This is a genomic window from Nonomuraea sp. NPDC049158 (assembly GCF_040648335.1).
Classification (GTDB): domain Bacteria; phylum Actinomycetota; class Actinomycetes; order Streptosporangiales; family Streptosporangiaceae; genus Nonomuraea.
This window is the reverse complement of sequence record NZ_JBEZDM010000008.1, coordinates 301,723-321,908: the sequence shown is the minus strand read 5'-3', so window position 1 is coordinate 321,908 and position 20,186 is coordinate 301,723. Positions and strand designations below refer to the sequence as shown.

The following is a 20,186-nucleotide window of genomic DNA, read 5'->3' as shown; positions in this document are numbered from 1 at the left end:
TTCTTCTCAAGCGAATGCCTTCACTTCCAGCAGTCCGACGGATGCCTGGCCGCTCTGGAGCGCGACCCTGAGTTTGGTGGTGTTCACACCGGTGAACGTCACGTGGTTGTAGGCGTTGAGCGCGGTCGGGTAGGTGCCCGGGATGTCGACGTACGCGGTGCCGTTCCAGTACTGCAGCTTCCAGGAGGCCGGCAGGCGCACGCCGTCGTTGTCGTCGAAGAAGTACACGTCCGCAGACCGGATCGTCTGCGCGGCCGGCCAGGTCAGCTCGGCCCACTGCGCGCCGGTGTTGGGCCAGGTGCCCCAGCGCCGGTTGACGGTGTCGTTGGAGCTCGGCGGGTCGATGCCGTCGTTGATCGCCGCGATGCTCTCCCAGGGCGAGGTGTACGACGCGGACGGCGTCGCGCTCGTGGCCAGGTTGACGGGCGTGGGACCGCCGCCGCCGACCTGGAGCTGGAACGACTTGGTCACCGGCGTGCTCCTGCTGTCGTAGTCACGCAGTTGCACGGTGAAGGTCGAGGTCCCGGCCGTCGTGGGCGTGCCGCTGATCGCGCCGGTGAAGCGGTCGAGGCTGAGCCCGGCGGGCAGCGAGCCGCTGGTGACCTGCCAGTCGTAGAACGGCACCCCGCCCTTGGCGGCGAGCGTCTGCGTGTAGCTCTGGCCGGGCGTGGCCTGCGGCAGGGAGGTGGTGGTGATGGCGGGCTTGAGGAACGGGGTCAGGTTGCGGTTCAGCTTCCAGCCCGCGTTCTCGGCCACCAGCAGGGCGAGCTTGGTGAGCATCCACCTGCGGGTGGGGAAGTAGTGCGTCCAGCCGCCGCTCTGCCCGCTCAGCCGGTCCCAGTTACGCTGGTCGCCGGGGATGTGGTAGCTGCTGTCGAGCGGCACGGCGTAGCCCATGTAGTCGACGACGTCCGGGTCGTTGCCGCCGCCGCTCACGTAGGAGCGCATCCCGGCCCAGTCGCTGTGGAAGGCGACGGCGTGGCCGTACTCGTGCATGACCAGGCCCTCCACGTCGAGGACCGAGCCGGCGATGTCGGTCTTGTACCAGTCCTCGTCGGCCAGGGAGGTGAACAGCTGCTTGTTCGCCTCGTCATACTCGAAGATCATCGCGGTGGAGCGGTGGAGCGGGCCCGCGACCTGCTGGCCGTTCCTGGTGAAGTACTTGCCGTTGGCGGCGGGGTAGCCGGTCGAGTAGGGCGACTGGATGCCGCGGAAGAAGACGTACATGCCGTTGTAGGCCGCGTTGTTGGTGACCGTGATCTCGTTCTGCCAGTCGTTGCCCGGCAGGTGGTTGTTCTCCGCCCCGGCCGCCACCGTGTCGAAGGGCGTCACGTCGAAGAACCTGAACCAGTCCTTGACGGCCTCCTCGGCGGCGGTCCTGAAGGCCGGGTTGGAGAAGTAACCGGTGACCGTGTCATAGCGGTAGTCGAAGTTGATCGGGATCGTCGGCTGCAGGGCGGTCTTCTCGTCCTGCTGGACCCGGATCGGCATCGACTGCTGGAACGTCGCGCCGCCGCCGTCCCTGATCGCCAGCCGCAGCGTGTGCGTCTCGTCCTGGCCCGCGCCGCGCTTGGAGGCGATCTCCAGCTTGAACGTCTTCTGCTCCGACGCGTTCGCGAACGTCAGCGTCTTGGTGGCGCCCGTCGCGGTCAGCTGGCTGGGCAAGTCCATCATCAGCCGGGAGGTGCCCTCGGCCTTGAGGTCGATCGTGACGGGGAACTGGGCGTCCTGCGGGGGTTTGACGGTCAGCTGGATGTACGGGTTGGCCAGGTAGCCCTCCCAGTCGACCAGCTTGACGCCGTAGGTGTTGACCGTTCTGCCGAACATGTCGACGACCTGGGCGGCGGACAGGGCGTGCGCTGGTTGCACTCCGACGAACAAGGAGCTCAGCAGCAGGAGCGCGACGGTTAATCGCTTCATGATGTGACACCTCTCAGTTCTTGATGCCGGTGAGCGTGACTCCCTCGATGAAGTAGCGCTGGAGGAAGAAGAACAGGGCCACGATGGGCACGATGACGGCCGCCGAGGCCGCCATCAGGTAGCCCCACTGCGTGATGAAGACGCTCTGGAACGAGGCCAGCCCGAGCGAGAGCGTGTACTTCTCCTCGTCCTGCAGGTAGAGCAGCGGGCCGAGGAAGTCGTTCCAGGTGCCGATGAAGGTGAAGATGGTGACCACGATGATGGCCGGCTTGGACAGCGGCATGACGATCGTCCAGTACACCCGCCACGGCGACGCCCCGTCGATGTAGGCGGCCTCGTCGAGCTCGAAGGGGATCGTCAGGAAGAACTGCCGCAGCAGGAACACGTTGAACACCCCGCCGCCCGCCCCGGCGAACCAGGCGGGCACGGTGAGCGGGACGAAGGTGTTCAGCGCGCCCAGCTCCTGCCACATGACGAAGGTCGGGATGATCGTCACCGCGTACGGCAGCATGACGCCGGTCAACAGCAGCGCGAAGACGACGTCGCGCCCCTTCCACCGCAGCCGGGAGAAGCTGAAGGCGGCCACCGAGCAGGTGAACACCGTGCCGAGCACGCAGATCACCGCGATGATCACCGTGTTGAGAAGGTAGAGGCCGAACGGCTGGGCGGTGAGCGCCTCGCCGAAGTTCGACCACTGGAACGGGCGCGGGATCCACTCCGGCGGCGCGACGAACATCTGGCTGTCGGTCATCAGCGCGCTGCGCACCAGCCAGACGAACGGCAGCAGCGTCGGGATCGCGCCCGCGGCCAGCGCCACGTACAGCAGCGCCCTGCCGTACCTGCGCGGCCGCCGCAGGCCCTGGGTCGGCGCCACGCCCTTCGCGCGGGTCCTCTCCCGCGCCGCCAGCGTGGTCATCGGGCACCTGCCATCTCGTAGTAGACCCAGCGGCGGGCGTTGCGGAACATCAGGAACGTCACCACCATGATGATCATGAAAAGCACCCAGGCGAGCGCGCTGGCGTAGCCCATCTCGCTCTCGGTGAAGGCCTTGCGGAAGAGGTAGTAGACGTAGAAGAGCGTGGCGTGGTTGGGCCCGCCCTCGGTCATCACGTACGCCTGGTTGAACACCTGGAAGGTGCCGACCACGCCGACCACCAGGTTGTAGAAGATGGTGGGCGTCATCATCGGCAGCGTCACGTGCCAGAAGCGGCGCAACGGGCCGCCCCCGTCGATCGACACCGCCTCGTACAGGTGACGCGGCACGCCCTGCAGCCCGGCCAGGAAGATCACCATGGTGTTGCCGAAGCCCCAGGTGCTCATGATGATCAGCGACGGGATCGCCATCTCCTCGCTGTAGACCCACTGCGAGGTCGGCAGCCCGGCCTGGCGCAGCAGCGAGTTGAGCAGCCCGAAGTCCGGATTGAAGATCCAGATCCAGAGCACCACGTTGGCGATCGCCGGGACCAGCGTCGGCAGATAGAAGATCGTCCGCCAGAGCGACAGGCCGCGCGCCTTCTGGTTGAGCAGCATCGCGACCGCGAAGCTGACGATCAGCGTGAGCGGCACCGCGCCGAGCGTGTAGTACGTCGTGGCGCTCAGCGACTTCCAGAACAGCTCGTCGTTGGCCATCCTGGAGTAGTTGTCCAGGCCGACGAACGACGGGCTGCCGCCGATCTGCCAGTCGGTCAGGCTGAAGAAGAACGAGGCGATCATCGGGCCGAGCGTGAAGATGGCGAACCCGAGGATGGCCGGCAACGCCATGAGGATGCCCCACCGCGTCTCGAACCTGCGCATCAGAGCGCCTGCGTGTGCTGCCAGCCCTGCAGCATCCCGGTGATCTTGGGGGCGACCGCCTTGAGGATCTCACCCGCCGGGCGCTTGCCGGACTCGATCTCCTGCAGGGCGGGGGCGAGCACGTCGCTGCTGATCACGGACATGTTCTTGACCCGGTTGCCGAACACGGGCACGCCGTGGTCGCGCGCGAAGTCGACGACCGCGGTCCTGAACTCCGGCGGGTGCTGGTCGTTCTTGATCCAGGAGTCGATGGACGCCTGGTCCTCGTAGTACTTCTTCTCCTGCGGCATCCACAGGCCCTGCTTGTACAGGTCGACGTAGCGCGGGTCGTTGTGGAAGGCGAACAGCTCGACGGCCTCCTCCACGTGCTTGGTCCCGGCGAACACCGCCGACGCGCCCGCCACCTGGGTGGCGGTGAACGGCTCCGCGTATTTGGGCAGCACACCGAGGCCGAAGTCGGTCTTGCTCTCGTTCATGTCGAGCAGTGACCAGTGGCCGTCGACCACCATGGCCACGCGCTTGGTCTTGAGCAGGATGTTCGTGCCGGGCACGTCGTCGCCGGTAGCGGCGAGCTGCCCTGGGCCGGGCATGACCCGGTGCTTGTAGATGAGATCCTGCAAGTTCTGGAACACCTTGATCGCCTCGGGTGAGTCGAGCAGGCACCGCTTGCCGGCCTCGTCGGCGAAGTCGCCGCCGTTGCCGCGCAGGAAGCCGTACCAGGCCGCGCCGTAGGTGATGCTGCTGGAGATGCCGAACTGCTTGATCTGCTTCGGGTCGAAGCCTGACTCGTCGGGATGCTTGCCGTTCTGGTCGATGGTGAGTTTGTAGGCGTTCTGCACCATCTGGTCCCACGTCCAGGCGGAGGCGGCGTCGGCCGGCGGGGGAGCGATGCCGGCATCGGCGATGGCCTGCTTGCTGTACCAGAGCAGCTCGACCTCGTTCGCCGTGGCCACGCCGTGGAGCTTGTCCTGGCCGTACCAGAGGTAGGCATCCGGCAGATAGCCGGCCAGCTGCGGATATTTCTTCAAGTAAGGAAACAGATCGACCAGCTTGCCCTGCTCGGCCAAGCGGAAGGACATCGCCATCGGCACATAGCCGACGTCCGGCACCCGGCCGCTGGCCACCAGGGTGTTGAGCTTGACGTCGTACTCGTCGGGGGTGAACAGCGCCTTGACCTTGACGCCCGGCTTCTTCTGCTCGAACTGCCTGAGCATCTTCTCCACGGCCTTCTGCTCGAAGGTGGAGCCCCAGTACATGAACTGCAGCTGCTTGGCGCCGCTCGAGCTGCCGCCTGCGCCGCTCCCGCACGCGGCCGCCGCCGCGCCGAGCGCCGCGAGACCGCCGATCTTGAAGAGGTCACGTCTATTCATGGGGTGATTCCTTTACGCGAGGGGGATCCAGACCCGCATCCCGCGGCCGTCGCGGTTGTCCCACTGGTAGTAGGGGATCGCCGTGGCGGTCACGCGGGAGCCGGTCGAGAGCTCCCCGGGGGGTGTGGTGGTGTACGGCAGGCCGCCCACCGGCTGAGAAACGACTTGGGCGTCCACCTCGATCAGGACGGTGCGCCCGACGCCGTCGAGGTCGTCCTTGTCCAGGACGCGCAGTTCGGCGCCCGCGGGCAGCGCCAGATCCGGAAGGTCCACGCCTTCGGACTGGTCGGCCTGCTCGAAGCAGTAAACGAGCGGCCCGCGCTCCACGGCGACGCAGCCCCTGACGGCGTCGACGCGGCGGTGCGGGTGGACGAGCCGGGGCGCCATGTCCAGCTCCAGCTCGACAGTGTCGCCCGCCCGCCACTCGCGGGTCAGCACGACATAGCCGCGCTCGTCCGGTACGGCCACCGCAGACTCGCCGCCGACCGTCACCATGGTGGAGGCGCTCCACGCGGGCACCCGCAGCGCCAGCGACCACGGGGTGCCGGGCGCGCGCTCCACGGTGAACGTGACGCGGCCGTTCCAGGGGTAGTCGGTGGCGACGGCCAGCGTGAGTTCGCCGTCGGTGACGGTCCCCGGCATGTACTGGTGGACGAGCAGGGTGTTCGCGGCGGACGTCGCGATGTAGCCGCCGAGGGAGGAAATGAGCCGCATGATGTTCGGCGGGCAGCAGGCGCAGGCGAACCACTCGCGCCGCCGACCGGCGTAGGCTCCTTCGACGTGGTCGTCCCTGCGCTGGAGCGGGTTGACATAGAAGAAGCGGATGCCGTCGGCCGAGGTCGAGGCGGCGAAGGCGTTGTAGAGCGTGCGCTCGATCAGGTCGGCGTAGCGGCCGTGGCCGGTGGCCAGGAGCAGCCGCCAGTTCCAGTGGATGCTGGCGATGGCCGCGCAGCTCTCGTTGTAGGCGCGATCCGGCGGCAGCTCCCAGCGGTCGCCGAACGCCTCGTCGGAGTGGCGGCTGCCCATGCCCCCGGTCAGGTGGGTCTTGGTGGCGACCAGGTCCTCCCAGCGCCGGATCGAGCACTCCAGCAGCGACTCGTCGCCGGTCTCCAGGTAGACGTCGACGATGCCCGCCTCCAGGTACAGCTGGCGCACCGCGTGGCCGACCGCCGTGTCCGCCTCCCTGACCGGCAGGTGGTCCTGGGCGTACAGGATGCCGAGCCCGCTGTCGCGGATGAGCCCCTTGCCCCTGTTGTCGATCAGCTTCGCGGCCAGGTCCAGGTAGGAACGCTCGCCGGTGACCCGGTAGAGCTCCACCAGCGCGGTCTCGACCTCGGCGTGCCCGTCGATGCCGTCGTTTCCGCCGCGCAGGAAGACCTCCGCCAGATGGTCGGCGAACTTCCGGGCGACCGCGAGCAGTTCCGCGCCGGTGCCCGCGCGGGTGGCGGCGACGGCGGCCTGGAACAGGTGGCCCGCGCAGTACATCTCGTGGCTGTACTCAAGCTCGGCGTAGATCTTGTCCGGTTTGACGACCTGGTAGTGGGAGTTGAGGTAGCCGTCGGGCCGCTGAGCGCGCTTGAGCACCTCGGCCGCCTGCTCGACGAACTCCGGGTACTCCGCCGACGGGCGCCTGGCGTGCTCCCAGGCGACGGCCTCGAGCTGCTTGTACAGGTCGGAGTCCTGGAAGCGGTAGCCGCGGAACTCGCCCTCGCCCGCCGCGCCGGCTCCGGCCAGCCGCAGGTTGGGCAGGCTGCCCGCCTCTTCCATCTGCTCCAGCCCGAGCGGGATGCTCGCCGCGCGGTTGACGCTCTGCCACCGCCCGAACGGACCACCCGTGATCACGACGTCGTGGATGCCCAGCGGCCGCTGCACGGCCTTGGATGCTGCGGTCGGTACGGCAGGGCCGCAGGCCTGGTCCATCGAACTCCTCGCACATGGGGAATAGGCTTTCCTTGGCGAACAGTAAGGTGTTACACATCACTGGTCAACCCTCTGGGTAGTTGGACCGTGACCAGGATGTCGAGGGAGGGAAACCGGTTGTCTGAATTTTCCCAGCGCGCAGTGACCATCCGTGAGGTGGCCGCGGCCGCCGGAGTGTCGATCGGCACGGCGTCCAAGGCGCTCAACGGCCAGGGCCGGCTGCGCGAGGAGACCAGGGCACGGGTGATCGCCGCCGCCGAGCGCCTGGAGTTCCGGCCGAACAAGCTCGCCCAGGGCCTGCTGCACGGCCGTACCTTCACCGTCGGCCTGGTGACGTGCGACAGCTTCGGGCGCTTCAGCATCCCGGTCATGCTCGGCGCCGAGGACGCGCTGGGCGCCGGCCAGATCTCGGTGTTCATGTGCGACACGCGCGACGACCCGATCAGGGAGCAGCACTACGTCGAGCGCCTGCTGGCCCGGCGGGTGGAGGGCATCATCGTCACCGGCCGGCGTACCGAGCCCCGGCCGAGCATCGGCACCGGCCTGCCCGTCCCGGTCGTCTACGCCATGACCCAGTCGACGGAGCCCGCCGACTTCTCGGTGATCCCCGACGACCTGGGCGGGAGCCTCCTGGCCGTACGGCATCTGCTGGCCACCGGGCGGCGGCGGGTCGGCCACATCACCGGGCCGCAGCGCTTCCTGGCCGCGCGGACGCGCGCGACGGGGTTCGCCGACGCTCTGGCGGAGGCGGGGGCGACGGCGGCGGGCGAGACGCTGTTCGGGGAGTGGTCGGAGGAGTGGGGGCGGCAGGGCGCCGACATCCTGCTCCGCACCCAGCCGGACGTCGACGCGGTGTTCTGCGGCAGCGACCAGATCGCCCGAGGGGTCGCCGAGACGCTCAGGGATCGTGGCCGGCGCATCCCCGACGACGTGGCGCTGGTGGGCTTCGACAACTGGGCGCCGATGGCGCTGGGCTCACGGCCCCCGCTCACCACGGTCGACATGAACCTCGGGGAGATCGGGCGCGCGGCCGCCACGCACCTGCTGGACGTGATCGGCGGCGTACCGCACCAGGGCGGGGTACGGCGGATGCCGTGCAGCCTGGTGCTGCGGGAGTCGACCCGCGCCTGAGGGGTTGCCTGGGGGGCTTTGGTCAAGCGGTCAGGCGGATTGGACATTCGGAGCGAATCTGGAGTGTCTGGGCAACGTCGGCTAACGGCTGCGCCACCGGTCCCCTCGCCTGGACCGGCGGGCCGTACGGCCTTAAAGGCAGCCGGCCGACTCTGATCGCCATCCTCCCGCCGCGCACCCGCCGTCGCGGCGGCCAAAGGCCGATGGGCGGGCGCATTTCGAATTCAGGAGGTGCCGGTCATTATCGCCGCGGTGATTGCCGGAGCGGCAATCTCAGTGCGCCGCCTCGTACTGCTCCACGATGGTCGCGGCGATACGTCCGCGCTCGCTCACCGGTAGTCCCGCCTGCTTCGCCCACTGGCGAATTTCGGTGGACTTGTCGCGGCTGACCGAGCGTGCCGAGCCGACTCCGCGACGGACCTTACCACCACGCTCCTTGCGGACCTGACGCGCCTTGACCAGGAACGGGGCAAGGGCTTTGCGCAACTTCTCCTCGTTCTTATCCGACAGGTCGATCTCGTAGGCAAAGCCGTCGAGGCCGAACCTGATTGTGTTCTCGGACGACAAGGCGGATCCGTCGAGGTCGTCAAGGAAGATCTCTTGAATTTGCTTGGCCATGCTGGTGCTCCGAATTCAGAGGCGAGAAGACAATGAGTACTGTAGCGTATGGTGCCGTTGTCCGGCGCACCCCTGGGGCGGTGGATAGCCAGGACAAAGAAAGCTCGGCTAATTGCATAGCGAGCTATTTCATTCCCGCTATCCGGGGCGGTCGCGGCGTCAGTGCGTCGCGGGTCCACGAGCCCAGCACCAACAGCGTTTTGGTGCCCGTGACGTTCCCGGCGCGGCGCAGGTGATCGATGACCTGCTGGAGATGACCGAGGTCGCGGGCCCGTACGTGGATCAGCGCGTCGGGGTCGCCGGCGATGGTGAAAACGGCCTGAACCTCCGCCACGTCGGTCGCCGTGCGGACGATCTCGCTCACCGGGGTCGTGCCCGCGTAACGCAGCTCGGTGAACGCCTCGATGCCCCATCCGAGCTTCGCGTAGTCGATCTGCACGCTGAAACCGGTGATGACGCCGAGCTCTTTGAGCCGGTCCACCCGGCGCTTGACCGCGGCCACGGAAAGGCCGATCGTGCCCGCCATGTCGGAGAAGGTGCGGCGCCCGTCCTCGCGCAGCAGACGCAACAGCCGATGATCAATATCATCTATTTCTGTCATGTGGGCACTCCTCGGCTTTTGGTGGAAAGAACCCTAGCGAAAGAGGCGCAGGCCGCAAAGGTTTTGCGTCTTTGTCGTGTCTTCTTGGCCGATACTTGCGCGATGCCCGCTCACGTTGCTGTGCTGGGGTCTCCACGAACCCCTGGGAGGCCCGCGTGAGCGTCACCCTCGACGACAAGTACACGGCTGAGGACGGTCGCGTGCTCATGTCGGGCCTGCAGGCCCTCGTCCGGCTGACGCTCGAACAGCGCCGCCTGGACCAGGAACGCGGGCTGGACACGCGCGTGTTCGTCTCCGGCTACCCGGGCTCGCCGCTGGCCGGCGTCGACCTGGAGATGGGCCGGGCCGCCCGGCTGCTCGACCCCGCGGGCGTGGTCGTCCGGCCGGCGCTCAACGAGGAACTGGCCGCCACCGCCGTGGCGGGGACCCAGCTCCTGGAGCGCCTGCCGGGCCGGCGGCACGACGGCGTGACCGGCTTCTGGTACGGCAAGAGCCCCGGCCTCGACCGGGCCGCCGACGCCATCCGGCACGGCAACCTGGCCGGCACCGCCGCGCTCGGCGGCGCGGTGGCCTGGATCGGCGACGACCCCGGCAGCAAGTCCTCGACCGTGCCGAGCACCTGCGAGCCGATGTGCCAGAGCCTGTGCGTGCCGCTGCTCGCGCCGGGCTCGGTGGCGGAGATCATCGAGTTCGGGCTGCACGCGGTCGCCCTCTCGCGCGCCAGCGGCCTGTGGACGGGCCTGAAGATCGTCGCGGACCTGGCGGACGCGTCGGCCACCGTCGACCTCGGCTCGCTGCGTGACGGCATCCCGGCCCCGGACCACCCGAGCCGGCCCACCCCGGCCGCCCTGGTCGGTCCGGCCGCGCTGGACGCCGAGCACGACATGCTGACCCGGCGGCTCGACGTGGCCCGCGAGTACGCCCGCGCGCACGGCCTGAACCGGGTGGTGGCCGGCTCGTCGCGCGCCCGCCTGGGCATCGTCGCCTCGGGCGCGTCCTTCGCGGTGGTACGCAGGGCGCTGGCCGACCTCGGGCTGGACGAGGCGGCGATCGAGGACCTGGGGCTGCGGCTGATCCGGCTCGGCATGCCGTACCCGCTGGCGCCCGCCGACCTGGCCGCCATGACCGCGGGCCTCGACCGGGTGCTCGTGGTGGAGGACAAGGTGCCGTTCCTGGAGGGGCAGCTGAAGCAGGCGCTGTACGACGCCGCCCGCACCCCCGCCGTCGTCGGGCGCGAGTTGCTCACCGCTCGCGGCACGCTCGGCGCGGAGGACGTGGCCAAGGCGCTGGCCACCTTCGCCGACACGCTGCCGCGGACCACCGTTCACCTGGCCCCCGCCCGGAAGACGAAGCCGCGCCGCCTGCTGCCGGTGGTCGCCGCGCGCACGCCGTACTTCTGCTCGGGCTGCCCGCACAACACCTCCACCCGCACGTCGGACAGCACGCTGGTCGGCGTCGGCATCGGCTGCCACGCCATGATCGCCCTGGACGGCGCCGGACGCGGCAACCAGGTCGGCCTCACCCAGATGGGCGGCGAGGGCGCCCAGTGGATCGGCCTGGCCCCCTTCACCGATGACCGCCACTTCGTGCAGAACCTCGGCGACGGCACCTTCCACCACTCCGGCTCGCTGGCCGTCCGGGCCGCCGTCGCGGCCGGGGTGCCGATCACGTACAAGCTGCTCTACAACGACGCCGTCGCCATGACCGGCGGCCAGCGCGCGGAGGGCCGGCTCGACGTGCCCGCGCTGACGCGCTCACTGGCCGCCGAGGGGGTCCGCCGGATCGTGATCACCACCCCCGAACCGGAGACCTACCGGGGCGTCCGGCTCGCGCCGATCGCCACCGTACGGCACCGCGACGAGCTGGCGGCGGCCGAGAAGGAGCTGGCCGAGCTCGACGGGGTGAGCGTGCTCATCCACGACGACCGGTGCGCGGCCGACGAACGCCGCCTGCGCAAGCGCGGCAAACTGCCCGTCCCGGTGGAGAAGGTCGTGGTCAACGAGCGGGTCTGCGAGGGCTGCGGCGACTGCGGCGAGGTGTCGACCTGCCTGTCGGTGCAGCCCGTCGAGACCGTGTACGGCCGCAAGACCCGCATCCACCAGCCGTCCTGCAATTCCGACCTGAGCTGCCTCAAGGGCGACTGCCCATCGTTCCTGCTGGTCAAGCCGGGCACCAAGCGGCCGCGGCCGGCTCCGGAGCTCCCGGGGGAGCGGGGAGCACGGCCGGTCCAGGCACTCCCGGGGGATCGTGGGCCACGGCCGGTCCCGGAGCTCTCGGGAGAGCACGGACCACGATCGGTCCCGGTGGAACTCACCGAGCCGGCCACCCGCTTCCCCGGCCGTGAGGTGTTGCTGCGGATGCCCGGCATCGGCGGCACGGGCGTCGTGACGGTCTCGCAGATCCTGCAGATGGCGGCCCACCTCGACGGCCTGTACGCGGCCGGCCTCGAACAGACCGGGCTGGCGCAGAAGGGCGGCCCGGTCGTCAGCGACGTCCGTATCTCCCCGCACCCGATCGCCGGCTCCCCGAAGGCGTCGCACGGCACCGCCGACGTACTGATCGGCTTCGACCTGCTCGGCGCGGCGGCCGAGGCGAACCTGGCGGTCGCCGCGCCGGAGCGTACCGTCGCCGTGGTCAGCAGCGCCGTCGTGCCGACCGCCGCGATGGTGACCGGCCGCGTCACCGTACCGGACTCGCCCGCCGACGCGATCACCCGCGTCGAGTCGGCCACCCGCGGCGCCGACAATCTCTACCTCGACGCCCACGGGCTCGCCGAGGCGCTGTTCGGCGACCACATGCCCGCCAACATGCTGCTCGTGGGCGCCGCGTTCCAGCACGGCTGCGTGCCGGTGTCCGCCGAGGCCGTCGAGCGGGCCATCCGGCTCAACGGGGCCGCGGCCGAGCAGAACCTCGCGGCCTTCCGCTGGGGCCGGGCCGCCGTCATCGACCGCCTGGCGGTGCTGGCCGCCGTGGAGACCCCCGCTCCGCAGGCAGAGACGTTCGAGCAGGCCCTGGCCACACGGATCGCCGACCTGACCGGCTACCGCGACGCGGCCTACGCCGCCCGGTACGCCGAGGACGTGCGCCGCGTGGCCGCGCTCGCCGCCGACCGCGCGGGGGAGGAGGCCGCCGCGCCGATCGCCCTCGCCTACGCCAAGGGACTGCACAAGCTCATGGCCTACAAGGACGAGTACGAGGTCGCCCGGCTGCACCTGGACCCGGCCGAGCGAGCCAGGCGGGAGCGGGAGTACGGCGCTGACGCCACCGTGTCGGTGCTGCTGCACCCGCCGCTGCTGCGCGCGCTGGGCATGAAGCGCAAGATCAGGCTGCGCCGCTCGGCGAACGTCGTCTTCCGCGTGCTGCGCGCCGCCAGGTTCCTGCGGGGCACGCCGTTCGACGTGTTCGGGTACGCAGGAGTACGCCGCGTCGAGCGGGCGATCATCACCGAGTACCGTGATCTGATGCGTGACGCTCTCGCCCGGCTGAGCCCGGCGACCGCCGACGCCGTGGCCGCGATCGCGGCGCTGCCGGAGGCGGTTCGCGGGTATGAGGACATCAAGCTCGCGCGGGTCGCGGAGTTCCGCGACCGCGCCAGGACCGCCCTCGCGCAGCTGAGCGAGCCCACCGGACCCCGCTCTCTGGAGAGAACGTGACCGTCGACCGCTTGCTGCCCAGCCCTCTGGAGAGAACGTGACCGTCGACCGCCTGCTGCCCACCCAGGACGCCGAGGACCTCATCGCCCTCACCCGGGACATCGCCGACAAAGAGCTGGCGAGCCGGGTCGATGAGCACGAGCGCGCCGAGACCTATCCGGAGGGCCTGTTCGCCACGCTCGGCGCCGCCGGACTGCTCGGCCTGCCGTACCCGGAGGAGTTCGGCGGCGGCGGCCAGCCGTACGAGGTCTATCTGCAGGTGCTGGAGGAACTGGCGGCCCGCTGGGCCGCCGTCGCGGTGGCCACCAGCGTGCACACCCTGGCCTGCTTCCCCGTGGCCACCTACGGCACGCCCGAGCAGCGCGAACGCTGGCTGCCCGACATGCTGGCGGGCCGGCTCGTCGGCGGCTACAGCCTGTCCGAACCCCAGGCCGGATCCGACGCCGCCGCCCTCACCTGCAAGGCGGAGAAGGTCGAGAACGGCTACCGGATCACCGGCAACAAGGCGTGGATCACCCACGGCGGCAAGGCCGACTTCTACGCCCTGTTCGCCCGCACGGGCCAGGGCAGCCGCGGCATCTCCTGCTTCCTGGCCCCCGGCGCCGCCGACGGCCTGACCTTCGGCCGCCCGGAGGAGAAGATGGGCCTGCACGCCATCCCCACCACCAGCGCGCACTGGGACGGCGCCGTCATCGAGACCGACCGCCTGCTCGGCGAAGAGGGCCAGGGCCTGCCCATCGCCTTCAGCGCCCTCGACTCCGGCCGCCTCGGCATCGCCGCCTGCGCGACCGGCCTCGCCCAGGCCGCCCTGGACGCCTCCGTCGCCTACGCCAAGGAACGCCAGACCTTCGGCCGCAAAATCATCGACCACCAGGGCCTGGGCTTCCTGCTCGCGGACATGGCCGCGGCCGTGGACAGCGCCCGCGCCACATACCTGGACGCGGCCCGCCGCCGCGACGCCGGCCGTCCGTACGGGCGACAGGCCAGCGTCGCCAAGCTGGTGGCCACGGACGCCGCGATGAAGGTGACGACGGACGCGGTGCAGGTGTTCGGGGGGTATGGGTACACGCGTGAGTTTCGGGTGGAGCGGTACATGCGCGAGGCCAAAATCATGCAGATCTTCGAGGGCACGAACCAGATCCAACGCCTGGTGATCAGCCGCGACCTGGCCCGCTGACCCTGACCTGCCTCGCGCCCACCCGTTACCCGATTCGGTGGTTGCCCGTCTGATGCCCGCCCCGCCAAAAGGGCCTCCGCTTCGCTCCGGGCGTTCTTTTTTTGGGGGGCGCCTTCGGCGCACAACGGGCTTCGCTTGGGGGCGCTTCGCGCTTTCAGGGCTCAGGCGTTGCTTCCAGTCGGGCCAAAGCCCCGACCCCTGTAGGGCCTCGCTCCGCTCGGACGCCCCTCCCAGGCAGGCTTCGCCTGCACGGCCCTTGTTGACCGTGGCCGACCCGAGACAGACAGCAGGTGCGAACTCGCGATTGTGTAGTCCACGGTCGTGCTCTACAAGGAGCGTCGTAGAGCGAGACGCTGCCCAGATCCCAGGCCTTGGACGTTCGTAGATTTGCCATCCGCCGCAGCGGTGGTTTCTAGGCACCCACTCGGTCTGCCAGTTCTCGCAGCTCAGTCGATGCCGGATCCTGCATCGACAACAGATCCGACGCGAGTTGCCGCACGATCCGATGGTTACGGATCTGCTCCGGCGTGATGCGTTCGGCCTCTAGCAACTGGGCCACCGCCTCATCAACCTGACGACGCTGCGCATGCGCGCGAGCCAGATCAACGGCGAGCCGCGCCCGCCGCTCTGCCGACAGCGTCGAGGCGTCTACTGCGGCTCCGACGCGCAGCGCGTGACCGGCGTCGCCCACTTCCACCGCCACGGCCACCTCATGCAGGGCGACATTGGCCGGTCCGAACTCGGTGTTGTAGTCGTTGCGCCCTTCGCCAACCCGCGCCGCCATCTCACGGGCTCGCGACAGGTGCTCGTAGGCCATATCGGCTTGATTCAGTCGGGAGGCGGCCACCGCCCGCTGCAAGGTCAGCCCACCCCACAGTGACATCGCCTCCACATTGCCCTGACCGGTCAGAAACCACAGTGCCTCAGCAGAGGTCCGCGCCGTCTCCTCCGCCTGATCGAAGGAACGCGCACCCAAGAAGACGAACCCCAACCGGAACGCCCCGGCCGCCATCATCAACGGGTTACTCGCACGTTCGGCCGCGTTGATGGCCCGATCCGCCGCGACCCACGCCGCATCCGGCTCGCCCAGCTTGGCCAGCGATGCCGAGCATGCCTGATAGGTCACCGCCAGCAGCTCGAACAACTCCTGCTGCTGCTCTGCTGGGGCGGACCGGACCGCGTTCTCCAAGGTGGGGAGGAGTCCGCGGAGCAACTCGGTCAGCTCGACATAGCGGCTTGCGTGCGTCAGCTCCCACGCGTGATCTACCTGCGGTTTGAGCTGCTCGGTGGCCGGCACTGGGGTCGCGTGCAACATCGCCTGCAGCGAGTGGATGCCGGACAGCACCAGGCGTAGCCCGGCCGTGCCGGGTGCCTCCTCACTCGTGGCCGCGACCACCGGCGCCTCGGCCGCCAACTCCGACAGCGGCACATCGAGCGTCTCGGCGACCTTCTCCAGCACCGACATGCGATCAACCTTGCGAACGCCACGCTCTACCTGGGAGATCCAGGCCACCGACCGATCCACCAGTCGCGCCAACTCGGCTTGCGACAGACCCCGCCGCTTACGCTCCTGGGCGATACGCCGTCCGAGCGCCCGCTGATACTCCATGCTCACGGCGTCGTGCCCTTCCCGCTCTGCAGTTCCAGCCAGTCGACTTCAACCGTGGCGAGCAACTCGTCGCGAGCCGCCAGGAAGCGCCTGGTGTGCTCGGTCTGCTCGTGGGTGTCGAAGGCGTCGCGGTCCCGGTACAGCTCGTAGAAGACCCGCTGGAGCGGCTGACCGTCCACCCGGTGCGAGGCGTACACGATCGTTCCGGGCTCATGCTGGCGGATCGCCTCGATTGTCTCACCGACGAGCGTGTCGAATGCCGCCGCGCTCGCCTCGTCCTTACAGGTGAAACGGACCATTAGTCCGAACATGTGCACCCTCCTGGGGTCGCCGTCACCGTCTGGCATCCCGGTTTCTTTACTCGACCAGTACTTATTGTGCGGCGCAAGTACATCAAGTCGCTTGTACTTGAAGTATAGCACAAGTACTTTAAGTACCGATAGCGATTGGCGGTGCTCTGACCTGCACGAACGCGAGGAAGCTGCAATGTCCCCAACGCTGAACAGTCCTAGAGAGATCCACCGGTGGTGCCGCAACTTCCCCGGCACAAAAGACCAGATCCGCCAGGCACGCCAGTTCGTCGCCAGCTGCCTCGGCGACCGCCCTGAAGCCGACACCGCCCAGCTGATCGTCTCCGAACTGGCCACCAATGCCGTCCGACACACCCGCAGCGGACACACCGGCGGACGATTCGGCGTCACGCTTCACGCAGGAAGCACTCTCCTGATCCTCGCCGTCTTCGACGAAGGCAGCCCCACCACTCCACACCTGCGCCATGCCGAAGACGACGACCAGAGCGGGCGCGGTCTGCACCTGGTGGAGACCCTGGCCATCCGCTGGGGCGTCCACGGCGACGAGGCCGGCCGCACCGTCTGGGTACTCCTACATCTCGCATCCGCGAACCCGGCCGCATGACCGACTGCCTGGCCCCACACCTTCCACCGCCGCAGCCGAGCTGCGTCCGATTGGTCTGGCTCAGCCCCCGCAACGAGCCGCGGCACAGAGCACTCGCCTGGACCTGCCACTGCGCTGACGTCGCTTTCGAACTGTGCGCCGCCGGCGGCCAAACCCTTCTCCGCCGCACCGACTCGAGCACCGGGAAGATCTGCGAAACCCATCGCATGAGCATGCGAGAGGGAGAGGTCACATGGCAGGCCCTACTCTCAGGTCGCGCACGGTAGGAGCAAACGCGGCTCGACCCTGAGCAATTCGCTCAAGCGCAATCCAAGATCATCAAGGCTCATCGAGCGCCAACCTGGCCTCCCAGATGATCGCCACCGATCACCCAGGAACACAGGTCAGCCGAAGGGATGTAAAGCATCAACCGAAACGGGACAAGAAGGTCACCGCTCTCACGAAGAACATCGCCTACGCGGTCAAGTTCGACGACGTGCGCATCCTGTCCCCAATCCCGGGGAAGTCGGCGATCGGCGTGGAGATCCCGAACGCGGACAAGGACCTCGTCGCGCTCGGCGACGTGCTGCGGGCCCAAGTGGCGCAGACCGACCACCACCCGATGATCGTCGGCCTCGGGAAGGACGTCGAGGGCCGCACCATCGTCGTGAACCTCGCCAAGATGCCCCACCTGCTCATCGCGGGCGCCACCGGCGCCGGCAAGTCGGTGTGCGTCAACGGGCTGATCACCTCCATCCTCATGCGGGCCACCCCGGACGAGGTGCGCATCACGCAGCTGGCCCGCGCGGCCGGCATTCACCTGGTCATCGCCACGCAGCGGCCCTCCGTCGACGTGGTCACCGGCCTGATCAAGGCGAACGTGCCCTCGCGGCTGGCCTTCGCCGTGTCGAGCCTCACCGACTCGCGGGTCATCCTCGACCAGCCGGGCGCCGACAAGCTCGTCGGCCAGGGTGACGCGCTGTTCGTCCCCATGGGGGCCAGCGAGCCCATCCGCATCCAGAACGCGTACGTGTCGGAGAAGGAGATCGTCGAGATCGTCACCCACTGCAAGGCGCAGGCCCAAGCTGACTACCGCGAGGATGTCGCAGCCGCGCCCGCCCGACGCGAGATCGACAAGGAGATCGGCGACGACCTGGACCTCTTCCTCCAAGCCGCGGAGCTCGTCGTCACCAGCGATTTCGGGTCCACGTCCATGCTCCAGCGCAAGCTGCGCATCGGTTTCGCCAAGGCCGGACGGCTCATGGGCCTGCTCGAATCCCGGGGCGTGGTCGGCCCAAGCTAGGGGTCAAAGGCCCGCGACGTGCTGGCCACCTCCGACACCCTGTCCGGCATCCTGGACGACCTGACCGAGACAACGGAGTAGGAGGTGCCGATCAGGCCAGAGAATCGCAACCGCTGCCCGGCCGACTGGCCCGTGATCTCGCGGTGGAGGAAGACGCCGAGTGGCGGTGCGAATGCCTTAGATAGTGCGGCCGAGGCACCCACGTCAGCCGCTGCCCCAACCAGCATGGGCAGCGCGCCTACGGCACTGGCAGCGAGGTCATCCTGACCGCCGGTGCCGGAGCACCGTGACAGAGCCAACCTGCGCGCCACGCGCCAGGGCTGTCACCTGCACTACGGCAAGGACCACCCCGCCCAGACGCGGGCCCGCACCCGGGCCGCGAAGTTCGCAGCTGCCGGCCAGGACCCACTGTTCGGCTTCGAAGAGGTTTAGTGGCCACGCTCCTTGCGGTGATACGACCCGGTGGGCGGACGCAATGGTGTGACGCCCGCTGCTACGACGCTTACGAGGCCCACTGCGAATGCGTTTGCGGCGGGCTCAACCACGGCATCGGCCTCGCCACAGCGCGGGAGAACACACGGAACCCGTCCAGGAGTGGATGGAGACCTCCCGCGCACGGGACCCGAAAATCCTACGCATTGAGATCGACCTCGATGTGCAGGGCGCGTCCTCTTCTGATCGGTGACTACACGATGCTCAATTAGTGCTGCCCCGAATTCCACCGCAGTACCTGTCTTTCGTCCGTGGGTAGATCGATCACCACGTACTGCGGTAGCTTCACACCAGCAAGCGCGAACCGCATCCGACCAAGCACTCTTCGTGAAGGGGTTTCCGTGGGATGTCTCCGCCGGTGTATCACCGTGTGTGTCGCATTAACACTCGTCGCTGCCATCGCGCCGAGTACTGCTGCCCTCGCTGTCCCCCCGCAGCCCTGAGGGGCCCCAGAGATTCCGGACAGCGTCTGGCGGTCTTGCCCTACGCTGCGGATTGCAGCGTCAGGTGCTGGTCCTCAACTTCTTGTGGAGTCCGATAGCCGAGTCCCGAGTGCAGGCGCTTTCGATTATAGAACCCTTCGATGTAACGGACAACCTGACGACGCGCTTTATCGCGGGTGGCGAACGTGAACCTGCTCAGCCACTCATTCTTCAGCGCGGAAAAGAATGATTCGGCCATCGCGTTGTCCCAGCACACGCCCGTCCGGCCAACCGATTGCCGCATCCCCATCTTCACGAGTTTCCTGGCGAACGCCTCCGAGGTGTAGTTCGAACCGCGGTCTGAATGGAAAATGGCTTGCTCTGCGATAGATGTATTGACTGCAGCCATGTCCATGGCTGCCTCAATGAGCGGCGTCTTGAAATGATCGGCCATCGCCCAGCCGACCACCTTCTTGGTGCAGCAGTCGATGACCGTCGCGAGATAGAGAAATCCCTCCCACGTCGGGATGTAGGTGATGTCCCCGACGAACTTGGTCCCCGGCGCCTCAGCGGTGAAGTCCCGCTCCACCAGGTCCGGGATCCGATGATGTTCGTCGGCGTCGGTGGTGACCGGCCGCCACGGTGCCGGCTGGCAGGCGACCAGACCCAGCTCGCGCATCAACAGCCGGATCGTCTCCACGCTCACCTCCTCACCCTGGCGCAGCAGCTCCGCATGGACACGCCGATAGCCATACGTCTCATGATTGTCGTCGAAAACGATGCCGATTCTTGCTTTCAGCCGTTCACGCCGTTCCGCAGTCGCCGACATCGGACGGCTCCGCCATTCATAGAAGCCCGACCGTGACACATGCAGCCACCGGCACATGTCAATAATCGTGTAGTTGGCCTTCTCCGCGTCGATCAGCTCGTACTTGGCCGTCACCGATTCTCGGCCGCGAAGAAGGCAGCTGCTTTTTTCAGGAAGGCGACTTCCTCGCGGAGCTTGCGATTCTCCCGCTCCAGCTCGAGCTCCCGCTCGGTTTTCTCCCCGGCCTTTTTCGCGGGAACGGCCGGGATATCGCCCCCGTGCTCCCGCCGCCACGCATTCACCCAGTTATGCAGGGTGGTGTCGTGGATGTCCAACTCCCGGGCGACATGCGACACCGGACGATCCCCGTCCAGCACCATGCGGACGGCCTCGTCCTTGAACGCTTGGGAGTAAGGCCCCTTACGCCGTGCCAACTGCGACTTCCTTCCGGTCACCCCAACCCTAGCTGGGGAG

Annotated in this window: 15 protein-coding genes and 1 pseudogene; 6 read left to right on the top strand and 10 right to left on the bottom strand. The window is 68.3% G+C overall.

Annotation, left to right across the window (positions count from 1 at the left end; all coding sequences use genetic code 11):
* Positions 1-6: 6 nt before the first annotated feature.
* From AB0B61_RS20440 to AB0B61_RS20420, 5 genes are read right to left on the bottom strand one after another with little or no spacing between them, the layout of a single operon-like run.
* On the bottom strand, positions 7-1,920 hold the full coding sequence (locus tag AB0B61_RS20440; protein WP_358433832.1) for an Ig domain-containing protein: 1,914 nt from the start codon (positions 1,918-1,920) through the stop codon (positions 7-9).
* Between the two features lie 13 nt (positions 1,921-1,933).
* A complete protein-coding gene (locus AB0B61_RS20435) occupies positions 1,934-2,836 on the bottom strand; it encodes a carbohydrate ABC transporter permease (protein ID WP_358433829.1) in 903 nt (300 codons plus the stop codon).
* The gene (locus tag AB0B61_RS20430) at positions 2,833-3,714 is read right to left on the bottom strand and encodes a sugar ABC transporter permease (RefSeq protein ID WP_358433826.1); all 882 of its coding nucleotides are present in this window, start codon (positions 3,712-3,714) and stop codon (positions 2,833-2,835) included. The genes AB0B61_RS20435 and AB0B61_RS20430 overlap by 4 nt, the downstream gene beginning before the upstream one ends.
* Positions 3,714-5,084, bottom strand: coding sequence for an extracellular solute-binding protein (locus AB0B61_RS20425; protein ID WP_358433824.1), 1,371 nt, complete (start codon positions 5,082-5,084; stop codon positions 3,714-3,716). The genes AB0B61_RS20430 and AB0B61_RS20425 overlap by 1 nt, the downstream gene beginning before the upstream one ends.
* Before the next feature lie 12 nt (positions 5,085-5,096).
* Positions 5,097-7,004 (bottom strand): beta-L-arabinofuranosidase domain-containing protein, encoded by a 1,908-nt coding sequence (locus AB0B61_RS20420; protein WP_358433821.1) that lies wholly within the window; start codon positions 7,002-7,004, stop codon positions 5,097-5,099.
* 141 nt (positions 7,005-7,145) lie between these two features.
* Between AB0B61_RS20420 and AB0B61_RS20415 the strand changes: the two genes are divergently transcribed.
* Positions 7,146-8,135, top strand: a complete 990-nt coding sequence (locus tag AB0B61_RS20415) for a LacI family DNA-binding transcriptional regulator (protein ID WP_358433818.1) — start codon at positions 7,146-7,148, stop codon at positions 8,133-8,135.
* Positions 8,136-8,408: 273 nt separating this feature from the next.
* Here AB0B61_RS20415 and AB0B61_RS20410 read toward each other — a convergent pair whose 3' ends face one another.
* Complete coding sequence (locus AB0B61_RS20410) at positions 8,409-8,753, bottom strand: Lsr2 family protein (protein WP_214643165.1); 345 nt, start codon at positions 8,751-8,753, stop codon at positions 8,409-8,411.
* A 124-nt stretch (positions 8,754-8,877) separates the two neighbouring features.
* The gene (locus tag AB0B61_RS20405) at positions 8,878-9,354 is read right to left on the bottom strand and encodes an Lrp/AsnC family transcriptional regulator (RefSeq protein WP_357645884.1); all 477 of its coding nucleotides are present in this window, start codon (positions 9,352-9,354) and stop codon (positions 8,878-8,880) included.
* 71 nt (positions 9,355-9,425) lie between these two features.
* Between AB0B61_RS20405 and AB0B61_RS20400 the strand changes: the two genes are divergently transcribed.
* Entirely contained in the window at positions 9,426-13,007 is a 3,582-nt protein-coding gene (locus AB0B61_RS20400; protein ID WP_358433815.1) for an indolepyruvate ferredoxin oxidoreductase family protein, read from the top strand.
* Between the two features lie 37 nt (positions 13,008-13,044).
* Positions 13,045-14,184, top strand: coding sequence for an acyl-CoA dehydrogenase family protein (locus AB0B61_RS20395; RefSeq protein WP_358433812.1), 1,140 nt, complete (start codon positions 13,045-13,047; stop codon positions 14,182-14,184).
* A 412-nt stretch (positions 14,185-14,596) separates the two neighbouring features.
* On the opposite strand, the gene AB0B61_RS20390 is transcribed toward AB0B61_RS20395, so the two are convergent.
* Together AB0B61_RS20390 and AB0B61_RS20385 are read right to left on the bottom strand one after the other, a co-directional pair.
* Entirely contained in the window at positions 14,597-15,793 is a 1,197-nt protein-coding gene (locus AB0B61_RS20390; RefSeq protein ID WP_358433912.1) for a helix-turn-helix transcriptional regulator, read from the bottom strand.
* Positions 15,794-15,795: 2 nt separating this feature from the next.
* Positions 15,796-16,104 (bottom strand): antibiotic biosynthesis monooxygenase, encoded by a 309-nt coding sequence (locus AB0B61_RS20385; RefSeq protein ID WP_358433809.1) that lies wholly within the window; start codon positions 16,102-16,104, stop codon positions 15,796-15,798.
* 175 nt (positions 16,105-16,279) lie between these two features.
* Between AB0B61_RS20385 and AB0B61_RS20380 the strand changes: the two genes are divergently transcribed.
* From AB0B61_RS20380 to AB0B61_RS20370, 3 genes and pseudogenes are all read left to right on the top strand, one after another.
* Entirely contained in the window at positions 16,280-16,708 is a 429-nt protein-coding gene (locus AB0B61_RS20380; RefSeq protein ID WP_358433806.1) for an ATP-binding protein, read from the top strand.
* 382 nt (positions 16,709-17,090) lie between these two features.
* A pseudogene (locus tag AB0B61_RS20375) lies at positions 17,091-18,071 on the top strand (DNA translocase FtsK); the annotation flags it as partial.
* A gap of 192 nt (positions 18,072-18,263) precedes the next feature.
* A complete protein-coding gene (locus AB0B61_RS20370; protein ID WP_358433803.1) occupies positions 18,264-18,422 on the top strand; it encodes a hypothetical protein in 159 nt (52 codons plus the stop codon).
* Positions 18,423-18,965: 543 nt separating this feature from the next.
* Here AB0B61_RS20370 and AB0B61_RS20365 read toward each other — a convergent pair.
* A protein-coding gene (locus AB0B61_RS20365; RefSeq protein ID WP_358433909.1) for an IS3 family transposase occupies positions 18,966-20,092 on the bottom strand; the annotation gives its coding sequence in 2 pieces (ribosomal slippage) (positions 18,966-19,882 and positions 19,882-20,092; 1,128 coding nt in all).
* Between the last annotated feature and the right edge of the window lie 94 nt (positions 20,093-20,186).